We start from the raw sequence: 20,426 nt of genomic DNA on the forward strand, positions 1-20,426 counted from the left end.
CGATGACCCAGACCGTCAAGTTCTACCAGACCGGCACGCTGACCGTCGGCAACCGGCTGTTGGACGAGGCCAGGCGCACCGTCCAATCCTCGATCGACCGCTCCAACGCGCTGACCAGTGGCCACCGCGCCTGCCAGGGCTGCGGCGAGGCGCTGGGGGCACGCTACGCCATCGACGCGGCGATGCGCGCCACCCAGGGCAATCTTGTCTGCGTCAACGCGACCGGCTGCCTGGAGGTGTTCACCACGCCCTATCCGGAAACGTCCTGGCAGGTCGCCTGGATGCACTCGCTGTTCGGCAACGTCGCCGCGGTGGCCGCCGGGGTAGCCGCGGCGATGCGCGTCAAAGGCAAGAGCAACGTCCGTGTGGTCGCCCAAGGCGGCGATGGCGGCACCACCGACATCGGTTTCGGCTGCCTGTCCGGCATGTTCGAGCGCAACGACGACGTGCTGTACATCTGCTACGACAACGAAGGTTACATGAACACGGGCGTGCAGCGCTCCTCCGCCACGCCTCCGGCGGCGCGCACCGCCACCACACCCGCGGTGGGCGAGGCGCCGGGCAACCTCTTCGGCACCGGCAAGAACGTTCCGCGGATCGCCATGGCGCACAACATTCCCTATGTCGCCACCGCCTCGGTCGCCGACCTCCACGACCTCGAAACCAAGGTGACCAAGGCCATGGGCATACGCGGCGCGCGCTACATCCACATCATGGTCCCGTGTCCGCTCGGCTGGGGTTCGGCCAGCGACGACACCGTGCGGCTGGCGCGCCTGGCCATCGAGTGCGGCCTGTTTCCGCTGTTCGAGGCGGAGCACGGCGAGGTCACCGCCTCTCGGCCCATCCGGCGCAAGGTGCCGGTGACCGACTACCTGAAGCCACAGAAGCGGTTCGCCCATCTCTTCGACCCCGCCAACCCGCATGGGAGCGAGGCGATCGCCCGGCTCCAAGCCATGGCCGACGCCAACATGCGTCGTTACAATTTGCTCCGTGACGAGGAGGCGGTGTGATGAGGAAACCTCCCTTCGCCATCACACTCGATGTCGGCTCCTCGCTCGCCAACCGTACCGGTTCCTGGCGGACCATGCGGCCGGTCTACGCCGAACATCTGCCGCCCTGCAACAACCAGTGCCCGGCTGGGGAGGACATCCAGGGCTGGCTCTTCCACGCCGAAAGCGGTGATTACCGCACCGCCTGGGAAAAGCTGATGGAGGAGAACCCGCTGCCTGCCCTCATGGGGCGCGCCTGCTACCACAGCTGCGAAAGCGTCTGCAACCGTGCCCGCCTTGACCAGCCGGTCAGCATCCATGCGGTCGAGCGCTTCCTCGGTGACCTTGCCATCCGCGAAGGGTGGCGGGTGCCGGTCGGCGCGGTCCGGTCCGGCAAGAAGGTGCTGGTGATCGGCGCGGGCCCGTCGGGCCTGTCCGCCGCCTATCACCTCACGCGCCTGGGTCACACGGTGGATTTGGTGGATGCGGGCCCCAAGCCCGGCGGCATGATGCGCTTCGGCATTCCCAAGTACCGCCTTCCGCGCGAGGTGCTGGACGCCGAGGTGCAGCGCATCCTCGACCTGGGCGTGACGCTGACCCTCGGCACCAAGGTCGAGGACATTCCCAAGGCGATGGAGGACGGGGGTTACGACGCCTGCTTCGCTGCCATCGGCGCGCATCTGGCCAAGCGGGTGGACATCCCCGCCGTCTCGGCCGGGCGCATCATGGACGCCGTCTCGCTCCTGCGCTCGATGGAGACGGCCGACGAGCCGCCGAAGCTGGGGCGCCGCGTGGTGGTCTACGGCGGCGGCAACACCGCCATCGACGTGGCCCGCACCGCCAAGCGCCTGGGCGCCGAAGAGGCGCTGGTCGTCTACCGCCGCACGCGCGAGAGGATGCCCGCCCACGACTTCGAAGTCGAGGAGGCGCTTGAGGAAGGCGTTGTCATGCGCTGGCTCTCCACCATCAGGACCATGGACGAGGGCACGCTGACCGTGGAGAGGATGGTCCTCGGCCCGGATGGCTGGCCGCAGCCGACCGGCGAGTTCGAGACCATCGAGGGTGACACGCTGATCCTTGCCTTGGGGCAGGAGGTCGACACCTCGGTGATCACGGGCGTTCCCGGGGTTTCCATCACCAAGGACCACACCATTGCCGTCGGGCTCGATTTCCAGACCGGCTATCCCGGCCTGTTCTGCGGTGGCGACATGGTGCCCGCCGAGCGCACGGTGACGGTGGCCGTCGGCCACGGTAAGAAAGCCGCCCTCCACATCGACGCCTATCTGCGCGGCAGCCGGTACGAACCCGCGTCCAAGCACGCGCTGGCGACCTTCGAACGTCTGAACACCTGGTACTACACGGACGCGCCACGAACCGTGCAGCCCGTGCTCGACGACCTGCGTCGCCGCACCACCTTCGGCGAGGTCACGGGTGGCCTCGACGAAACCAACGCGCTGTTCGAGGCGCGCCGCTGCCTCAGCTGCGGCAACTGCTTCGAATGCGACAACTGCTTCGGCGTGTGTCCCGACAACGCCGTGGTGAAACTCGGCCCTGGCGACCGCTTCCGGTTCAACTACGACTTCTGCAAAGGTTGCGGCCTGTGCGCCGCCGAATGCCCCTGCGGGGCGATCGACATGCTGGAGGAGGCGATCTAGGGCGCGCCATCGGACCTGAGTCTACGGCTGGGAGATCGAACCGCCGCCTCAGTGCGGAGTTGGCCGCAGGAGCGCTTGCGCAACGAGCCGGACGGCAGGACAATGGTGCACACGTCTGCATCCTTGAACGACCTTTGTCGAACGCACTGGCGGAAGAGGTCGCGATGACTGGACTCTTGCCGCGTGAAACGGCGGCGGACATCGATGCGCTGCTGGGGCCGGACCGTTCTCCCCAGGACGCTTCGGGTGGGGTGCGCATCGGACGAAAATGGCTGCTCGCCACCGTTCTGATCGCTCTGCTGGCCGTGGTCGCCTACGTTCTGCTTCGCTCCTCCGCCGACAACATCCGCTACGTAACCGAAGCGACGGTCCGCGGCGACCTGCACGTGATCGTCACCGCGACCGGCAGCGTCCAGCCCACAAGCCAGGTCGAGGTTTCAAGCGAGCTGTCCGGCACCGTGCGCCGGGTTCTCGTCGATTACAACAGCGTGGTCGCCGCCGGCCAGATGCTGGCGCAATTGGACACCGACAGGTTCAAGGCCAGCGTCGACAGTTCCCGCGCCAAACTGGCCGCCGCCAAGGCGAAGGTAGCCCAGGCGGAGGTCACCGTCGTCGAAACCGCGCGCGACCTCGACCGCAAGCGGGTGTTGGCTCGTACCCGCGTCGGCACGCTTCAGAACCTGGACGTGGCGAGAGCGCTCCACGACCGGGCCGTGGCGGCGCTGGAAAGCGCACGAGCCGATGTCGGGGTGGCCGAGGCCGAGCTGACGCTGAACGAATCGAACCTGCACAAGACGGGCATCGTTTCGCCCATCGACGGCATCGTTCTGAAGCGCAGCATCGATCCCGGCCAAACGGTCGCCGCCACCCTTCAGGCGCCGGTGTTGTTCTCCATCGCCGAAGATCTGCGCCGGATGGAGGTGCAGGTCGACGTGGACGAGGCCGACGTCGGCAAGGTGCGGGAAGGACAATCGGCCCGCTTTTCCGTCGATGCCCACCCCGATCACCATTTTCCCGCCGTGATCCGCGAGTTGCGCTACGCCCCGGAGACGGTGCAGGGCGTCGTGACCTACAAGGCCGTTCTCACCGTGGACAACAGCGCCATGCTGTTGCGTCCGGGCATGACCGCGACGGCGGAGATCGGTGTGCAGGATGTGGCGGACGCGCTTCTGGTGCCCAACGCCGCCCTGCGCTTTGCGCCGCCGGTGGAGGCGGCGGGCCAAGGCGACCTGCTGAAACGGATGATGCCCGGCATGCCGCAGTTCCGTCCCCCCAGTCCGCAGGAGCCCAGTGGCCCGTCGCGCGCCGTGTGGACACTGCGCGACGGCGCAGCGGTGGAGGTGCCGGTCGTCACCGGAGCGAGCGACGGCCGGAGAACCGCGATTCTTCGGGGAAACCTGACGGAGGGTGCGGTGGTGATCGTGGACACGGCACCGCCCCCCTGAGGAGGGCCGCATGCCCAGAGACGGCGGGGCACCGCTCATCGAGTTCGAAGGTGTGAGCAAGGTTTTCGGCAGCGGCCCCGCCGCCGTCCCGGCGCTGAACGCGGTCGATCTGAGCATCGACCGGGGGGAATTCGTGGCGATCATGGGACCGTCGGGGTCCGGCAAGTCGACGGCGATGAACATCCTCGGCTGCCTCGACGCCCCGACCTCCGGCACCTATCGCTTCATGGGCGTCGATGTCGGCCGCCTGACCCGCCATCAGCGCGCTCTGCTCCGCCGCCGCTACCTGGGCTTCGTCTTCCAGGGCTTCAACCTGCTGGCGCGCACCAGCGCCGTGGAGAATGTGGAGCTTCCTCTGGTCTACCGAGGGCTTTCCATGACCGTCCGCCGCCGGCTCGCGCGGCAGGTTCTGGCCCGTGTCGGGCTGGAAGGGCGCGAAGACCATACGCCGGGCGAACTGTCCGGCGGCCAGCAACAGCGTGTCGCCATCGCCCGCGCCATCGTCACCGACCCCGCCGTTCTGCTGGCCGACGAGCCGACCGGCAATCTCGACAGCCGGATGAGCCTGGAGATCATGAACCTTCTGGTGCGGTTGAACCGCGAACAAGGCATCACCGTAATCATGGTCACGCATGAGCCGGACATGGCCGCCCACGCACGGCGCATCATCCGGTTCGTCGATGGCCGCATCGACAGCGACGCCTCCAGCGAAAGGACCGCGTGATGCTCGTTGAAGCCGTCAAGCTCGCGCTCCAGGCGATCCGCCGCAACGCGCTGCGCTCCTTTCTCACCGTGCTCGGCATCATCATCGGCGTCGGCGCCGTCATCGGCATGGTGACCATCGGCAACGGCACCACCGCCCGGATCACCGCCGACCTCGCCAAGCTCGGCACCAACCTGCTGTTCGTGCTGCCCGGACAGGTCGGCCCCGGACGCGCCAGCTCCGACGCCAAGCCCTTCAACAGCCGCGACATCGAGGCGATGCGGGCGCAACTGGCCGGCGTGCAGGCGGTCGCGCCGGTGGCTCAGAAATCGGTGCCGGTGATCTACGGCACGGAAAACCGCAACACGGTGGTGACGGGCACCGACAGCGGCTATTTCGTCGTACAGAACTGGGCGCTGGCACGGGGGCGCGGCTTCTTCGAGGGCGAGGAGCGCGCCGGACGTGCCGCCTGCATCATCGGCCAGACCGTCCGGGAGACGTTGTTCGGCCGTGCCGACCCCATCGGCGAGACCATCCGCGTCCACAACGTCTCGTGCGAGGTGATCGGCCTTCTCGAGGCGAAGGGGCAGTCGAGCTTCGGAACCGACCTGGACGACACGGTGCTGATGCCTCTGCGCGCCTTCCAGCGGCGGATCGCCGGAAACATGGACATTGCGCGCGTCTACGTCTCGGCCCGGAACGGGGTTGATACGGCCAAGGTGCAGACCGGCATCGAGCGCCTGTTGCGGGAGCGGCGCAACATCACCGCCGGCAAGGAGGACGATTTCTCCGTCCGCGACATGAAGCAGGTCGTGCAGGCCACCGCCGGAGCGACGGCGGTGCTCACCGGCCTTCTGGGCGCGGTGGCGGCGGTCAGCCTGCTGGTCGGCGGGATCGGCATCATGAACATCATGCTGGTGTCCGTGACCGAAAGGACTCGGGAAATCGGAATACGTCTCGCCATCGGCGCTTTGGAGGGACAGGTGCTGATGCAGTTCCTGGTGGAGGCGGTGGTGCTTTCCCTGTTCGGCGGCATCTTCGGAATCGCTTTGGGGCTTGGGCTGGCGGTTGTGACGACCACCGTGCTGAACGTCCCGTTTCTCGTCGATCCCTTCATCATTCTCGTGGCGTTCGGCTTCTCCGCCTTGGTTGGAATCGTCTTCGGCTACATCCCGGCCCACCGCGCGGCCCGTCTCGATCCGATCCAGGCGCTGCGCCACGAGTGACGGCTGCATCCGTTCCGGCGCGCGCGGCGTGAAGGTCGGCGCCTGATTCCGTCGGCGGCCCTTTACCTGGGTTAAGGCTCCGTCGCCCTTGCACCCCGATGATGATCCCGGCGTCACCACGTTGGGAGGCCGTCCATGCCGGACACCCCATACATCCGCTGGTTTTCCGACCTTGGCCGCGACGACGTCGCCCTGGTGGGCGGCAAGAACGCCTCGCTCGGCGAACTTTACCGACGCCTGAAGCCGCTGGGGGTGGAGGTGCCGGATGGCTTCGCCCTGACCGCGGCCGCCTTCCGCAACGCGCTGACCGCCGCCGGCGCCTGGGATGGCCTGCACGCGCTGCTGGACGGCCTGGACAAGGCGGACGTGGAGCGTCTGGCCCGCGCCGGGGCCCGCGCCCGGGAGATCGTCTACGCCGCCGGCCTGACGCCGGACATGGAGGAGCAATTGCGCACGGCCTTGCGTGCCTTGCTGGCCGAATATGGGGAGGGCATGACCGTGGCGGTGCGCAGCTCCGCCACCGCCGAGGACTTGCCCACGGCCAGCTTTGCCGGGCAACACGAGACCTATCTGAATGTGGCGGGCGAGGCGATGCTCCTCGACGCCGTGCGGCGCTGCCACGCCTCGCTGTTCACCGACCGCGCCATCTCCTATCGGATCGACCAGGGCTTCGACCACTTCAAGGTCGCGCTGTCGGTCGGCGTGCAGAAGATGGTGCGCTCCGACCTTGCCTCGGCCGGGGTAATGTTCACGCTCGACACGGAGTCGGGATTCCGGGATGCCGTGTTCATCACCGGCGCCTATGGGCTGGGGGAAACGGTCGTCCAGGGGACGGTCGATCCCGACGAGTTCTATGTGCACAAGCCGACCTTCCGGCAGGGCCATCGCGCGGTGCTGCGGCGGCGCCTGGGCGAGAAGCTGGTGAAGATGGTCTATCGCTCGGGCCGCACGCGTGAGCCGACGCGCACCGTCCCCACACCCGGCGCCGACCGGCAGCGCTTCTGCCTGACCGACGGGGAGGTGCTGCGGCTCGCCGAGCAGGCCATCCGGATCGAGGACCATTACGGCCAGCCCATGGACATCGAATGGGCCAAGGACGGGCAGGACGGCGGTCTCTACATCGTCCAGGCGCGCCCGGAGACGGTCGCCTCCCGGCGCTCGGCCTTGGAGCTGGAGACGGTTGTTCCGGAAGGGAAGGGCACCGTACTCGTTTCCGGGCGCGCGGTCGGCGGGCGTATGGCCGCCGGGGCCGTTCGTGTGGTGACCGGCGCCCACCAGCTGTCCGACTTCCGTCCGGGCGAGGTGCTGGTGGCCGACACCACGACGCCCGATTGGGAGCCGGTGATGAAGACGGCTGCTGCCATCGTCACCAACCGGGGCGGACGCACCTGCCACGCCGCCATCGTCGCCCGCGAGCTGGGCATTCCCGCCGTGGTCGGGGCCGAACGCGCAACGGAGGTTCTGCGCGACGGTCAAACAGTGACCATCTCCTGCGCCGAGGGCGATACCGGCAAGGTCTATGACGGCGCTGTGCCGTTCCATGTGGAGCGCATCGACCTCGGTCGGCTGCCGCGCCCACAGACGCGCATCATGGTGAACCTCGGCAATCCCGACCAGGCCTTCCAGACCGGCCAGCTTCCGGTGGACGGGGTTGGCCTGGCGCGCATGGAATTCATCATCAGCGAGGCCATCAAGGTGCATCCGATGGCGCTCGTCCATCCGGAGCGCGTCGAGGATTCCGACATCCGCGCCCACATCGCCCAACTGACTTGCAGCCACCCCACCGGCGGTGCCTACTTCGTGGAGCGTCTGTCGGAAGGGATCGGCACCATCGCGGCCGCCTTCTTTCCGCGTCCGGTCATCGTTCGCCTATCGGACTTCAAGACCAACGAATACGCTTCCCTGATCGGCGGGTGGTGGTTCGAGCCGGTCGAGGAGAATCCCATGCTCGGCTTCCGGGGGGCGGCGCGCTATGCCCATCCCGCCTACGAGGAGGGCTTCGCGCTGGAATGTCGGGCGCTGGATCGTGTGCGTGCCGAGATGGGGCTGACCAACGTGAAGGTCATGGTGCCCTTCTGCCGCCGCCTGGAGGAGGCGGACCGGGTGATCGCCGCCATGGCCCGCCATGGGCTGGAGCGTGGGCATAACGGCCTGGAGATCTACGTGATGTGCGAGATCCCCAACAACGTCCTGCTGGTGGACGAGTTCGCCCGACGCTTCGACGGCTTTTCCATAGGGTCGAACGACCTGACCCAACTCACGCTCGGCGTGGACCGCGACAGCCCGCTGGTCGCCTTCGACTTCGACGAGCGCGATCCCGGCGTGTTGGCCTTGCTGCGCCAAGCCGTGGAAGGCGCGCGGCGCAATGGCCGGCCGTGCGGAATCTGCGGCCAGGCGCCCTCGGACTATCCGGAGATCGCCGAGTTCCTGGTGCGGCTCGGCATCGACTCCATCAGCCTGACGCCCGACAGCGTGCTGAGGACGTTGCGCGCCGTGGTGGATCTGGAACGAGGGCTCGGCCGCGCCCCGCGCGACCCTGAGATGGGAGATCCATCATGAAGCCCGTCGTCGTCTTCGCACACCCGCGTTCCGGCAGCTTCATCCGGCAGGCTGCGGGGGCCTATGTGGACGAGTTGGAACAGTACGGACACACGGTCGAGGTGCGCGACCTCTACACCATAGGCTTCAACCCGGTCCTCTCGGAGGAGGAGTTGGCCGGCAAGGGGCCGGTGCCCGGACGCAAGCAGGTCTTCCGGCGCCACGGACCGGAGGGGCGGATCGAGGCCGACCGGCTTTCGACCCTGGACAGCGATGAGGAGGGCCAGCCCCTGCTGGTGCCGGTGATGCGCGGCGGCCGGCGGGTGGTGGCGCTGCCGGGCCTTCAGGCGATCCGGGCCCATGCGGCGGCGGAGCTGGCGTCCCTTCCGGAAGCCCTGTCCCATCGGACGTCCGGGCCTCCTCTCCACGTGGAGATCGCCCCGACCCTGGAACGCTTGGCCCGGGAGGAGGATCGGCGGGTCGACACCGCGTGAAACAGAGCCACGGCCAAACGGTCGGGGCGGAACGGATGGGTGGTGTCATGGATTCCTGTCTGCATCTGAAATACATCGTGGAACGGCAACGGAAGGCGTGGACCGTGCGCATGCAGGGCGGCGACTGCGCCGGCTTCTTTCCGTCCCGGCGTGATGCCCTCAAGGCGGCACTCGGGGATGCGGAGCGGGTGTGCAATCTCGGCCACCATGTGGACGTGTACGCCAAGCGTGTGGACGGCAGCCTGAAACGAATTGCGGCCCGCCCCGCTTCCCGGCCTTGAGCCATGCCCAGCCAGAGGAGACTCCCATGGGAAACGATGGCATCCCGCTGTTCGATCTGGACCCGGACTGGGGCCATGGGGCGCGGATCGCCCGGCATCTGGAGGTGCCGGTGAGCCTTCACGAGGAACGAGGCTTTGAGGACGGGGAACTCAAGGTCCGCCCATTGGTGGGGGTGCGCAACAGGGACGTCTACGTGGTGCAGTCCCTGCACGGCGATGCGGAGCGGAGCGTGCACGACAAGCTGTGTCGGCTGCTGTTCTTCGTCGGCGCGGTGAAGGACGCGTCCGCCGCGAGCGTGACCGTCGTCGCCCCCTATCTGGCCTACGCGCGCAAGGACCGGCGGACCAAGCCGCGCGATCCCGTGACCCTGCGCTATCTGGCCGGCATGATGGAGGCGGTCGGCGTGGACCGGGTCGTCGTGGTCGATGTCCACAACGAGGCGGCGTTCGAGAACGCCTTTCGCTGCCGGACGGAGCATCTGGAGGCGCGCAGGCTGTTCGCGGCGCATCTGGCGCCGCTGGTCGGGCAGGGGGGCGTGTCCGTGGTGTCTCCGGACATCGGCGGGGTGAAGCGGGCCGAGCGGCTCCGGGAGTCTCTGGAGCGCGCCTTGGGACGCGACGTCGGGCTTGCCTTCATGGAAAAGACGCGCAGCGGCGGCGTGGTAAGGGGCGGGACGCTGGTCGGCGACGTCCAGGGGCGGACGGTGGCGATCCTCGACGACCTGATCAGCACCGGCACCACGATGATGCGCGCCGCCTCGGCCTGCCGCGCCGCGGGTGGAGGCCCGGTCTTCGCCCTCGCCACGCACGGGCTGTTCGTCGGCGGCGCCCCGACGGTCGTCGCCTCGCCGCTGTTCGACCATGTCGTCGTCACCGACACGCTGCCGCCGTTCCGCCTGCCAGAGAAGTTGGTGTCCCGCCGCGTGACGGTGCTGGCCACGGCCCCGCTGCTCGCGGAGGCCATCGCCCGTATCCACAGTGGCGGGTCGGTCAGTGACCTGATGACCGATTGACGTCCCGGTCATCGTTCCCTGGCCGTTCGGGGATGAGGGCGCGTTTCAGAATCTTGCTGATCGTCGAGATCGGCAAGGCCGTGCGGAACTCGATCCGCTGCGGCTGCTCGAAGCGTGACAGGCGAGGGGCGAGGAAGGCGCGCAACTCCGCTTCCGACAGCGTGGGCCCGGGTTGCGGCACGACGAAGGCCCGGATCGCCTGCCTGCGCACCGGATCGGGCTCGCCCACCGCCGCGGCGTCGGCAATCTGCGGGTGCTGCGTGATGACCGCTTCGACGGCGCGCGGGTAGATATGCTGCCCACCGGTGACGAGCAGGTCCTTCAGACGGTCCACGATGTGCAGGTAGCCGTCGCCGTCGAGAAAGCCGATGTCCCCGGTGTGCGGATGGCCGCCGTCCATCGCCTGCGCGTCTCCGCACCCATCGTGGGACCGTGCAGCATGGCAAGGCACAGCATCGGTCCTGACAGCCATTTCAGAGATAGGCACACAAGCCTTCCCATCGATGTCACCTCTTGATCCGGATCGAACCCAGGACCCTCCACCCGGCACCCCCGTTTAGGTCCGCGCGCGGCTGCCACCCTTGTTCGGCAGCTTGGCGATGGCCTTCGCGATGTCGCGGCTCAGCGCCGTCAGGTTGTCGTTCATCGCCGCCACCAGCGCGGGATAGCCGTTGTCGACAACGCGGGTGGCGAGGCGGGTCTCTTCGCGGACGAGCACCTTCTGCGTGGCTCCGTCGTGGATCGCCCAATGCGCGTCGAGGACGCTGTCGTCCGAGGCGGTCCGCTCGAAGCGGTCGAACTCAACCGACACTTCGTAATCAGGTGGTCCGTTGGTGCGGGACGGTACGGCGTAAACGCGGTCCGTCCCCAGCAGGATGGACAGGTTCTCCACCAAGACACGCGTGGCGTTGACCGGCAGCCGCTCGGCCCAGCGGTCGTCGCGGTTGGCGGACAGCTCGTGCGCGCTGGTGTAGGCGATGATTTCCGGGCGGTCGAGGTATTCCGGCACCGAGACGAGCTGAACGCCGACCGACCGACCCGTGCGCCTTTTGGTATCGCGGTCCTCCCCCGCCATTGGAGTCAGGACATAGAGGCGCGCCGGCGTGCTGGAGCAGCCCGCCATGGCCGCGACGGCCATCAGGCCCGACAGGACACGTCGACGCCGGATCACGGATGAGCGCATGCTGGTCACCGTCCAGTTATCAGGACATTCGGGCTGCGGTCGAGCTGGTCGGCGAAGGAGCGCAGGGATTTCGAGGCGACGGACAGGTTGGCGAGCGTCTGTTCCAGGTTGTTGCGCAGCGGCGAGCGCGGGTCCAAGGCGGCGTTGACCGTCCGCAAGGTGCCGTCCGCCTGCTGGAAGGCCTTTTCCGCTGCGCTGGTGGCGGCCTGCACGCGGGCGCTGAGCGGTTTCACTTCGCCATCGACCTTGCCGACCAAGCCACGCAGGTCGGCGATGGCCGCCTGCAGGTCGGCCTGGAGCGCCTTGACGGCGGTTTCGGTCTCCTTCGCGATGTCCCCGACATCGTCCAGCAAGGGCCGCGACCGATCGTTCGCCGTCGTCATGAGCGCTTTGAACGCCTGCATCCCGCCGGCGAGCGCGGTGACGGCGCTCCGCCATTCCGGATCGGCGAGCAGCGTGTCTGCGCGCGCCAAGACCTCGACCAGGGAGTTGGCAATCTGGTCCAGCGGCAGGCTGCCGAGCGTCTTCTTCAGCGATTCCAGGTCGGACTGCACGGAGGGGATCTCGATCACCGGTGGCGGCAGCCCCCCCACCAGCTTGGCCGTCGTGTCCGGGTAGTAGCCAAGTTCGATGGCCAGCAGGCCCGTAACCAGACTTTGCGACACCAGCTTGGCCCGCAAACCCCGCTCGATCAGCCGCTGGAACTCGCCTGGGTGCAGCGGCCGGTCGCTCCATTTGACCGCGCCGGGAATGAAGTCGAACTCGACCGGCATACGCGGGGTCAAGGTCGCGTTGTCCACCTCCAGGCGGATCGACTTCACTTCGCCCACCCGTACACCCTGGTAGGTCACCGGCGCGCCCACCTCCAGACCGGCGACCGAGCCTTGGAAATAGGTGCCCGCGCGCGGGCGCGTGACGAACAGATTGCCGCCGCCGAACAGGGCGACCGCCAGGACCAGAAGCGCGATGGCGCCGACGACGAAGCCGCCGACAACTTTTGGGTTAGCGTTTGCGGCCATGGCACTTCCTCCTCTTTGCCGGACCGTCAGGCGGCCGCTCAGATGGCGGCTGGGGCGGCCTCGCCGCGGCGCAGGAACTTCCGCACTTTTGGGCTGTCCGCGTGGTCGATCAAGTCGCGCGGGTTGCCGTGCGCGATGGCCGTGCGGGTCTCGGCGTCGAGGAACACCGCGTTGTCGGCGATCGCGAAAATGCTGGCGAGTTCGTGGGTGACGATGACCACCGTGCTGCCGAGATTGTCGCGCAGTTCCAGGATCAGGTCGTCGAGCCGGCGCGAGCTGAGCGGGTCGAGGCCGGCCGACGGTTCGTCCAGGAACAGGATGTCGGGGTCGAGCGCCATGGCGCGCGCCAGCCCGGCGCGCTTGCGCATGCCTCCGCTGATCTCCGACGGGTAGAACTCTTCGAAGCCGCGCAGGCCAACCAGCGCCAGCTTCAGTGCCACCATTTCCGCCACCTCGCGCGCGTCGAGCCTGGTGTAGAGCGTCAGCGGCAGCGCGACGTTCTCGGCCAGCGTCATGGAACTCCACAGGGCACCGCTCTGGAACAGCACGCCGAAGCGTCGGCTGATGGCCATGCGCCGGCCGGGATCGTCGCCGTGCCAGAAGCTTTCCCCGTCGTAGAACACGTCGCCGCGGGTTGGCCGGATCAGGCCGATCATGTGCCTGAGCATGGTGCTCTTGCCGCAGCCGCTGTCGCCCATGATGACGAAGATCTCACCAGCGGGGATGGTGAAGCTGACATTGCGCTGCACAACGTAGCTGCCGAACGCCATGTCGAGGTTCCGGACGGCGATGCGCGGTGCGGTGCCGGCTTCGGGGATGCGGGGTGACGACGCCAATCCGCCCTCCCTACAGCCCGACGATGTTCAGCAGGACCGCCAGGATCGCGTCGCTGATGATGATGTAAACCAGCGCGGTGACCACGGCGGAGGTCGCGGCGTTGCCGACGGCGGCGGCGCTGCGGCCCGACTGGATGCCGCGCATGCAGCCGGCGATGGCGACCAGCGCGCCGAACAGCACGCTCTTGCCCCACCCGACGAAGAAGTCCGTGAAGGAGAAGCTCGCCTGCGTCTGCGCCAGATAGGTGGTGCCGGTCAGGTCGAGCATGCCGACGCCGACCAGCCAGCCGCCGAGCATCCCGGCGAAGGCCGAATAGAGGTAGAGCAGCGGCATCATCAGCATCAGCGCCAACATGCGCGGCAACACCAGGAAATCGATGGGCGAGACGCCCAGCGTGGTCAGCGCGTCGATCTCCTCGTTGGACTGCATGGTGCCGAGCTGGGCGGCGAAGGCCGCCCCGGTTCGTCCGGCCAGCACGATGGCCGTCATGATTGCCGCCATCTCCCGCGTCATCGCTACGGTGACGAGGTTGGCGACGTAGATCTCCGCCCCGAAGGTGCGCAACTGCACTGCCCCGACGAAGGCGAGGATCAGCCCGACCAGCAGCGAGATGACGAAGGCGATGCCCAGCGCCTGTGCTCCGCAGTCCTCCACTGTCCGCAACAGGTCGGAACGGCGGAAGCGGGCCCTTCCCGCGGACAGGCGCAGGAAGGACAGGGTGGCCTCGCCGAGGAAGGCGAGCGTTTCCTGGAATCCCTTCCAGCCGCGTAGTGCCCACTCCCCGACCTGGGCGAGCGTCGGCTTGCCGCCGTCGCCGCGGCCCGTCCCCGTCTTTTCCGGCACGGCCAGCGCCAGGTCGACCAGTCGCCGGACGCCGGGCGGCAGGTCGGTCTTGTCGAAGGCGATGGTCCGCGCCCGGCACGCCGCCTCCAGCCCGGCGATGTAGGACACCAGGGAAGAATCCCAGTGCCCCAGGCCGGTCGCGCGAACGGTCACCCGGCCCGGCGCTGGCGGGCTCGCCACTTGGCGGGCGACCTCCTCGACCGACGGCATGCCGTGTCGCACGGTCCAGTCCCCGGCGCAGATGACCGCAAGGGTCTGGCCGTCGATCTTTTCCAGCCGCACGGGTGCGTTGACCGCGTTCATGGGGGTCTGCCGGTCAGTCAATGACGTGATAGCCGCCGTCGATGTAGACGACGAGGCCGGAGAGCTGGCTCGCGGCGTCGCTGGCGAGGAAGGCGGCGGTCGGCCCGATGTCGTCCACGGTGACCAGCCTGTGCGACGGCGCGCGCTCCGCGGTCCGCTGCAACAACTCGTCGAAGCGGTCGATGCCAGAGGCCGCGCGCGTGGCGAGCGCGCCGGGCGACAGGACATTGACGCGGATCTTCCTGCTGCCCAGTTCGGCCGCCAGATAGCGGACGGCGCTCTCCAGCGCGGCCTTGACCGGTCCCATCATGTTATAGTGCTCGACCACATGCTCCGACCCGTAGAAGCTCACGGTTTGCAGGCAGCCGCCGTTGGTCATCAGCGGTTCCGCCAGCTTCGCCATGCGGATGAAGGAGTGGCAGGACACGTCCATGGCGAGCGTGAACCCCTCCTTGGAGCAATCCACGACGCGCGCGTGCAGATCCTCGCGCGGCGCGAAGGCGATGGAGTGCAGCAGAAAGTCCAGCCGGCCCCAGCGGTCGCGGATGGCCTTGAACACGCGCTCCAGATCGCCCTCGCGGCGCATGTCGAGTGGCAGGATGAGGTCGGCGCCCAGCCGTTCGGCCAGCGGCCGGACATGCGGCTCCGCCTTTTCGTTGAGGTAGGTGATGGCGAGGTCGGCCCCGAGTTCGCGGAACGCCTTGGCGCAGCCATAGGCGATGCTCTGGTCGTTGGCGATGCCGGCCACGAGGCCGCGCTTGCCGGCAAGCGAGATCAAGGGCATGGCGGATGTCTCCCTTTTGGGGATGCGGAGTGCGTCGGGAACCATTATCGGCCCTGCGATCCCGCCTGCACGCCGCGTTGGTAGGCCGATTCCTCGGCCTGCTTGTGATGGTCGTAGAGCAGGCCGCCGGCCAAACCGGCGCCGGCGCCAATGGCGGCTCCCATGCCGGCATTGCCGGCGATGGCGCCAATGATGGCGCCGCCCGCGGCCCCGCCGGTGGTGCCGGTCAGCGCGCGCTGCTGTGTCGGGGTCATGTCGCTGCAGGCGGCAACCGGAAGCGCCACGGCCGCGACGGCGAGAAAATGTCCGAGTGTCATGTCCGTGCCCACCCCGGCTGATATCTGAGGCTGTTCGTAGATCAGAAAGTGGAGGTCAAGGCGCGACACGGGTAACGCTGGACCAGATAGCGGAACATCCCTTCGACCGGCGGCGCGCCCATCTGCTGCTGGTTCCGCGTCGCCCAGGAGACGAAGCCGGCGATGGCCTCGTTGCGCGACGGCTGCGGGTCGGGCGCGCAGAACAACGGCCGTTTCCTGCCCTCTGCCACGGTTACGATCTGGTGGTATTGGTAGGCGCCCACCGCGAAGCCGTGGCAGAAGTGCAGCGCGGCGATGCCGGTGGTGTTGGTGGGCTGCGCCTCGCACAGCCGCACGAGGTCCCCGGTCGTCTCGACCTGGAAATTGGTCTCCGACGGCATCGGGACGGTCTCTGCGCCCAAAGCCACCGCCGCCATCATGCCCATGGCAGCCGCGAGAACGAAACTAAGTCGACCTTTCATTGCGTGCTCCCGGCGTGCTCCCGGAGAATGGACCGAGGATGTCGGGTCCTGGGATGATTGAGCCGCAGCTGGAGGCGGTTTCGAAAGTAGCAACTGGGGTGCGAGAGCCCGTGCTACGGTAACGTCACACTGTATTAAACAGGGCTTTTACCGCTCCGGGCCGGAGACTTGGCATGGGGCGCCAGCAAGGTCGGCGTTCTGCAGGCCATCGACGATGCGGTTGATGATCGCGAGGGCGATGTTGCGCATTTCCAGCTCTGCCTGGATGCGATACGGTCTTGGCGACGTACACCGTGTGCTGAGCGGCAACCTTGGTTTTGGTGAGGTCGCCCGGACTGGGAGGTCAGTAGACGGGGTTGGTCAGCTCGGGTTTTACGTTCAGGCGCACGCGGACGATCTCGTCGGGTGAGTGGCCCTTGAGGACGCGTTGCCGGCGGGCGCGTTGTGGGCAAGCTTGTAGCCGTGCAGCGGGCGCTCCAGGGCGTTGTACGTGCCGATGCACATGATCAGCACCTCCCGTCCGATGCGCCCGTTGAAGCGTTCGACCATGCCGTTGGTCTGCGGCGTGTAGGGATTGGTTGTGCGGTGCTGCGCGCCCAGGGCGTGGCAGGCGGCCTTGAAGCCGGCGGCGGTGAAGCGCCTGCCGCGGTCGGTCAGCATGTGGGTGACCCGGAAGGGAAGGGCGGCCACGGCCGGAGGCGGCTGTGGGGTTGACCGGCCGCCGCGCGGGGGGCGCTTTGGGCTCGTCATGGCGACAACGGATGGGGCTGCGCCAACAGCCTTCCTACCGTGGCGCAGGACCCAGGCGTCTTTCGATCCTCCAGCCATATTCCTGAACGGCCCGCCAGACCGGGTCCCAACAACATTCCGCCATCAAAGAGCAAACTCATACCGACACAACCCGCCGAAGGCACCCGGAACTTGACGGTGCCTCCCTTGTTATTCATGCTGCTGCATACGCCCTTGATTGCCAATATCCTTAAGATAATGCAGCAGAGACGCCAAATCCACGGTCCGGCAGGCAAGTTCAAGAGCTTCTCGCGAGTGTCGTATTTCCCAGCAGAGGGCTCCACGGTACCCTAGGGGCATAGTAAGCGGCATGCACCGCCATTGATGCGTGGCACTGGGGTCATTAGAATCAGAAACTCGGATCATGGATCCTTTGGTGGGCTGCTTGAAGCTCACGTCCTTTATCGGATAGATCAGGCCTACGCCGCGAGCCTTCAGATAGGCCTCCTTCAACGTCCATAGCGTGTAAAACATCTCCATCCGCGCTTTTCCGTGGCGCGTGCTGATGATCGCGGCCTCGGCAGGGGAGCACCACACCTCTACAAGTTCCTCGAAATCAAGGCACTTCTCATGCTCGACGTCTATTCCCACCTCGCGACCTCTGGCCACGGCGCATGCCACAATGTGCCGGCTGTGGGACAGGTTGAACGTGAGGCCGACGGGAACGTCCGTGCCCGATATCACAGGCTTTCCATCCGCCCGAGCGCCCGTGGTCCACCGCCATGGGTTGACACCTAGAGCGGCTGTCGGATCGCAAAATTCCGAGAAAACCGCAAACCGCAGCAGCAATCGTCCTGCCAGGAATTGCGCCCGCGCCAGTTCATTCACATATTGCGCCGCTTTCATTCTTTCGGCATCGCTCAGAACACACGCGGCACGCTCAAGTCCGCCACCAAGCGATTCCCCGCCAAGATCGAGAATCCATACGAAGATGTTTTGATCCATCGCCGCGGCTCACCACCCTCAACCTGCTCTCCCCTTAACGTCGGGAGAAGGGCAGGCCACCTCAAGATTCAGCGAGATCGCACAGCGCCTTGTTGAGTATTGGCGTGTTCATCGCGAGCCAGTCCAGTAGTGATCAGCAAAGTTATCACGTACGGAACCAATATAAATGCAGAGATTGCAAAGATGTCCTCTGCCGACACGTCCGCAGAAAGGATGGTGAACACCCAACAGGATAGCAGCAAAATGATGGTATTGAGCATTTGAGTGGCAACAATCTCGCCACTTGCCTGTGACGCCGAGAACAATTGGATCGCAAGCGTGCGCCCCTGGACTTTCGTGATCCCCAGGACAAACGACGCCATGAAAATCCAGGCAAATGGCGCTATGCCATCCGTCGGAACGTAGCGTGCGATCGCGATGACTATCATCGTCCCAACCGGAAGCGCGATGGCAAACGCTTTTTTTCCAAAAAGTGCTGAAAACCTCATGCATGCAAATCCGGCGAGCATTGAGCCCACGCCGAAGATACCATCAAATATTCCATAGATGTCAGAGCCCGCCTTCATTGAATCCTGAACATACAGAAGAATTGGAATGTTCAGGGAAAGAACCACTACCTGCGGCAACCCATGACAGACGAGAAACCACCCTCTCGAGCGTGCCTCTTGGCGCGACACGAGGTTCCCCAGGCATTTGACCGTGCTGCCGAACGCCCATCCTTTCTGAGAATCCCGGGGATGCTCATCCCCATCCACGATGCCGGGTGTGATGCATGCGTATGAAAATCCTGCCAACAACGCCATGGCCGCCGACGAGAACACCAGAAAAACGAACCCCAGGTGTGCGAACAGAAACCCCGCGGCCACCACCCCCAAGATGCTTCCAAGTTGGACGGCGACTTCCAATTGCGCCACGCGTTGGGGGACATGCTCCATCGGCACAATCCGCTTTACCAGCACGTACAAAGAGGGAAAATAATAGCCAAAGAACATCCCAAGAGTGGCGATCAGTATATACGCCGCGGCGGGCGACGGGCTGAAGAGCAGCCATACGCCGATCGCGGCAACCGTGCTCGCGCTGCCCACCTGCAGCTTTACCAATGACCGAGCGACGCCCTTTCTGGCGAGAGCGGTGCTCATGATCGGAAGGATGAGCACACCCGGCGCAAAGAACAGGAAGAACGACACTCCCACAGACATAGGGGAACTGCCAAGATGCAGCAGATACCACCCAGATGAGTACACTATGAAGTTCACTGACAGCAATGCCAGCAACGATGCCGCAAAGAACACCCAGTAATCCCGCACCCAACCGCCCCTCATGACGGAATCCTTTCAGCTCCAAGTTGATGGACAAATTTCTTCACAGAATCCAGCAAACTCTGAATAATCGAAAAATCATCCAGCCCTGAGGCAACCACTCGGATGGAAGCGCAGGGCTCCGGGTAAACATATATTGTCATTGCATTCTTGGGCTTGTCGTCGAAAAACGGAAATTCCTTGTAGTCACCGGCAAAATCCTTCAGGTCCGTGGTGTTGGAGGGAAGTATGTTCACGACGATGTCGGGCAGTGGCCGTGCCGCCATTTGCTTGGCGTCACTGATCGGAAAACGTCCCCGTTCCATCGCTGAGAAGAATGCCACTTCCAAGGACTCCACGACCTCGTCCAGACTGCGCGCGCCGACATCCTCAACGGGGAGCAGCAGGGAATTGAGCGTGATTCCCAAAGCGGAGGCGCTTACCAGGGAGGGGCGATTTGCATAGGCCAGGAGAACCGCAACATCCTTTGCTTTGAGGCTTTCAGCTAACGCCTTGAAGATCACGCCCAGATAACAGACCGCCGGTGGGATCGAAAGGCGCCGAGCGTAACGATGCAGTCCTTGATCCTCTTCTTCCGACAACATCCACACCGCGCAATCGGAAGCGTCGGGGGCTCCGTTATCTGACCGAAGCACCGGCAGATCGAGTTTGTTGTACGTCGTGAGCGGGCCGCGCCAGTATTCCGCGTCCTGTGCGTATTCGTCGCTGCCGAGGTATCCCATCTCCTCGGCCACGTACTCGCCGTAGGGCGTATACAATGGCCCCGGACCTTTCGTCATGCCCGGCAGCCCAGAGACAATGGACTGCATGAACATTGTGGCGGCGATCGCATCAACCAGAATATGGTCGACAACGAATATTAAATATACACCTTCGCCAACGACCAGTTCATCAATAATGTAAATCCTGAAAAGAGGAGGAGTTTCAGGATCAAACTCGCAGTCCCACTTCACCTCCCGCCAATCTGAAATAATCTGCACACAATCTTCATAATCGATGCCGAGTGATGCGGTATGCAAACCGTCCTCTTCCAGAAAGAAGCCGGATCCAAGCATCGGGTGGGCGCTTACGACCTCCGACACCCGGCGAACCAGATCAGCGCGCGACACTGGGCGATCGATCCGGCACGCGACACAGGTGTTGTACTGCCCACGGGCCCGGCCCGACGCGGCGGGGACGAAATACATGTTTTCTTGCGCGCGCGACGCCTTTGACCTGGACACTTGCATCCCTCCGTGTCAATGCGCTGTGGTTTGTCTTGATGCATCGGTTCACCCGCCGC

20 protein-coding genes and 1 pseudogene are annotated in these 20,426 nt (G+C 65.8%); 9 read left to right on the top strand and 12 right to left on the bottom strand.

Features of this window, described 5'->3' with window-relative positions; genetic code table 11:
* Nucleotides 1–2: 2 nt before the first annotated feature.
* From FHW79_RS29260 to prs, 9 genes are all read left to right on the top strand, one after another.
* Nucleotides 3–1,010 carry a thiamine pyrophosphate-dependent enzyme gene (locus tag FHW79_RS29260; RefSeq protein ID WP_183182188.1) on the top strand — a complete coding sequence of 336 codons (1,008 nt, stop codon included), beginning with the start codon at nucleotides 3–5 and terminating at the stop codon, nucleotides 1,008–1,010.
* Nucleotides 1,010–2,644: an NAD(P)-binding protein gene (locus tag FHW79_RS29265; protein WP_183182189.1), complete on the top strand. Its 1,635-nt coding sequence runs from the start codon at nucleotides 1,010–1,012 to the stop codon at nucleotides 2,642–2,644. The genes FHW79_RS29260 and FHW79_RS29265 overlap by 1 nt, the downstream gene beginning before the upstream one ends.
* 164 nt (nucleotides 2,645–2,808) lie before the next feature.
* Nucleotides 2,809–4,089 (top strand): efflux RND transporter periplasmic adaptor subunit, encoded by a 1,281-nt coding sequence (locus tag FHW79_RS29270; protein ID WP_183182190.1) that lies wholly within the window; start codon nucleotides 2,809–2,811, stop codon nucleotides 4,087–4,089.
* Between the two features lie 10 nt (nucleotides 4,090–4,099).
* Nucleotides 4,100–4,813: an ABC transporter ATP-binding protein gene (locus FHW79_RS29275; protein WP_183182191.1), complete on the top strand. Its 714-nt coding sequence runs from the start codon at nucleotides 4,100–4,102 to the stop codon at nucleotides 4,811–4,813.
* Nucleotides 4,813–6,018: an ABC transporter permease gene (locus tag FHW79_RS29280; protein ID WP_183182192.1), complete on the top strand. Its 1,206-nt coding sequence runs from the start codon at nucleotides 4,813–4,815 to the stop codon at nucleotides 6,016–6,018. Before FHW79_RS29275 ends, FHW79_RS29280 begins: the two co-directional genes overlap by 1 nt.
* 135 nt (nucleotides 6,019–6,153) lie before the next feature.
* Nucleotides 6,154–8,577, top strand: a complete 2,424-nt coding sequence (ppsA, locus tag FHW79_RS29285; protein WP_183182193.1) for a phosphoenolpyruvate synthase — start codon at nucleotides 6,154–6,156, stop codon at nucleotides 8,575–8,577.
* On the top strand, nucleotides 8,574–9,050 hold the full coding sequence (locus FHW79_RS29290) for an NAD(P)H-dependent oxidoreductase (protein WP_183182194.1): 477 nt from the start codon (nucleotides 8,574–8,576) through the stop codon (nucleotides 9,048–9,050). Before ppsA ends, FHW79_RS29290 begins: the two co-directional genes overlap by 4 nt.
* 47 nt (nucleotides 9,051–9,097) lie before the next feature.
* The gene (locus FHW79_RS29295; protein ID WP_183182195.1) at nucleotides 9,098–9,331 is read left to right on the top strand and encodes a hypothetical protein; all 234 of its coding nucleotides are present in this window, start codon (nucleotides 9,098–9,100) and stop codon (nucleotides 9,329–9,331) included.
* A 26-nt stretch (nucleotides 9,332–9,357) separates the two neighbouring features.
* On the top strand, nucleotides 9,358–10,344 hold the full coding sequence (gene prs, locus FHW79_RS29300) for a ribose-phosphate diphosphokinase (protein ID WP_183182196.1): 987 nt from the start codon (nucleotides 9,358–9,360) through the stop codon (nucleotides 10,342–10,344).
* On the opposite strand, the gene FHW79_RS29305 is transcribed toward prs, so the two are convergent.
* The 12 genes and pseudogenes from FHW79_RS29305 to FHW79_RS29360 form a co-directional block, all read right to left on the bottom strand.
* Nucleotides 10,322–10,744 carry a hypothetical protein gene (locus FHW79_RS29305; protein ID WP_183182197.1) on the bottom strand — a complete coding sequence of 141 codons (423 nt, stop codon included), beginning with the start codon at nucleotides 10,742–10,744 and terminating at the stop codon, nucleotides 10,322–10,324. The genes prs and FHW79_RS29305 overlap by 23 nt on opposite strands.
* 156 nt (nucleotides 10,745–10,900) lie before the next feature.
* Nucleotides 10,901–11,527: a PqiC family protein gene (locus FHW79_RS29310; protein ID WP_183182198.1), complete on the bottom strand. Its 627-nt coding sequence runs from the start codon at nucleotides 11,525–11,527 to the stop codon at nucleotides 10,901–10,903.
* A 5-nt stretch (nucleotides 11,528–11,532) separates the two neighbouring features.
* Nucleotides 11,533–12,546 (bottom strand): MlaD family protein, encoded by a 1,014-nt coding sequence (locus FHW79_RS29315; protein ID WP_183182199.1) that lies wholly within the window; start codon nucleotides 12,544–12,546, stop codon nucleotides 11,533–11,535.
* A 38-nt stretch (nucleotides 12,547–12,584) separates the two neighbouring features.
* Nucleotides 12,585–13,316 (bottom strand): ATP-binding cassette domain-containing protein, encoded by a 732-nt coding sequence (locus FHW79_RS29320; RefSeq protein ID WP_183182228.1) that lies wholly within the window; start codon nucleotides 13,314–13,316, stop codon nucleotides 12,585–12,587.
* Nucleotides 13,317–13,392: 76 nt separating this feature from the next.
* The gene (locus tag FHW79_RS29325) at nucleotides 13,393–14,529 is read right to left on the bottom strand and encodes an ABC transporter permease (protein ID WP_183182200.1); all 1,137 of its coding nucleotides are present in this window, start codon (nucleotides 14,527–14,529) and stop codon (nucleotides 13,393–13,395) included.
* Nucleotides 14,530–14,542: 13 nt separating this feature from the next.
* A complete protein-coding gene (fabI, locus tag FHW79_RS29330) occupies nucleotides 14,543–15,313 on the bottom strand; it encodes an enoyl-ACP reductase FabI (RefSeq protein WP_211108541.1) in 771 nt (256 codons plus the stop codon).
* Nucleotides 15,314–15,357: 44 nt separating this feature from the next.
* Nucleotides 15,358–15,630 carry a glycine zipper family protein gene (locus FHW79_RS29335; RefSeq protein WP_183182201.1) on the bottom strand — a complete coding sequence of 91 codons (273 nt, stop codon included), beginning with the start codon at nucleotides 15,628–15,630 and terminating at the stop codon, nucleotides 15,358–15,360.
* Nucleotides 15,631–15,671: 41 nt separating this feature from the next.
* Nucleotides 15,672–16,091 (bottom strand): Rap1a/Tai family immunity protein, encoded by a 420-nt coding sequence (locus FHW79_RS29340; protein WP_183182202.1) that lies wholly within the window; start codon nucleotides 16,089–16,091, stop codon nucleotides 15,672–15,674.
* 522 nt (nucleotides 16,092–16,613) lie between these two features.
* Nucleotides 16,614–16,775 (bottom strand): annotated as a pseudogene (locus FHW79_RS33025) (IS481 family transposase); the annotation flags it as partial.
* Between the two features lie 255 nt (nucleotides 16,776–17,030).
* Nucleotides 17,031–17,825: a 4'-phosphopantetheinyl transferase superfamily protein gene (locus FHW79_RS29350; RefSeq protein WP_183182204.1), complete on the bottom strand. Its 795-nt coding sequence runs from the start codon at nucleotides 17,823–17,825 to the stop codon at nucleotides 17,031–17,033.
* Nucleotides 17,826–17,893: 68 nt separating this feature from the next.
* A complete protein-coding gene (locus FHW79_RS29355; RefSeq protein ID WP_183182205.1) occupies nucleotides 17,894–19,147 on the bottom strand; it encodes an MFS transporter in 1,254 nt (417 codons plus the stop codon).
* Nucleotides 19,144–20,367, bottom strand: a complete 1,224-nt coding sequence (locus FHW79_RS29360; RefSeq protein WP_183182206.1) for a condensation domain-containing protein — start codon at nucleotides 20,365–20,367, stop codon at nucleotides 19,144–19,146. Before FHW79_RS29360 ends, FHW79_RS29355 begins: the two co-directional genes overlap by 4 nt.
* Nucleotides 20,368–20,426 lie beyond the last annotated feature (59 nt).

It is taken from the genome of Azospirillum sp. OGB3, assembly GCF_014192915.1.
GTDB lineage: Bacteria > Pseudomonadota > Alphaproteobacteria > Azospirillales > Azospirillaceae > Azospirillum.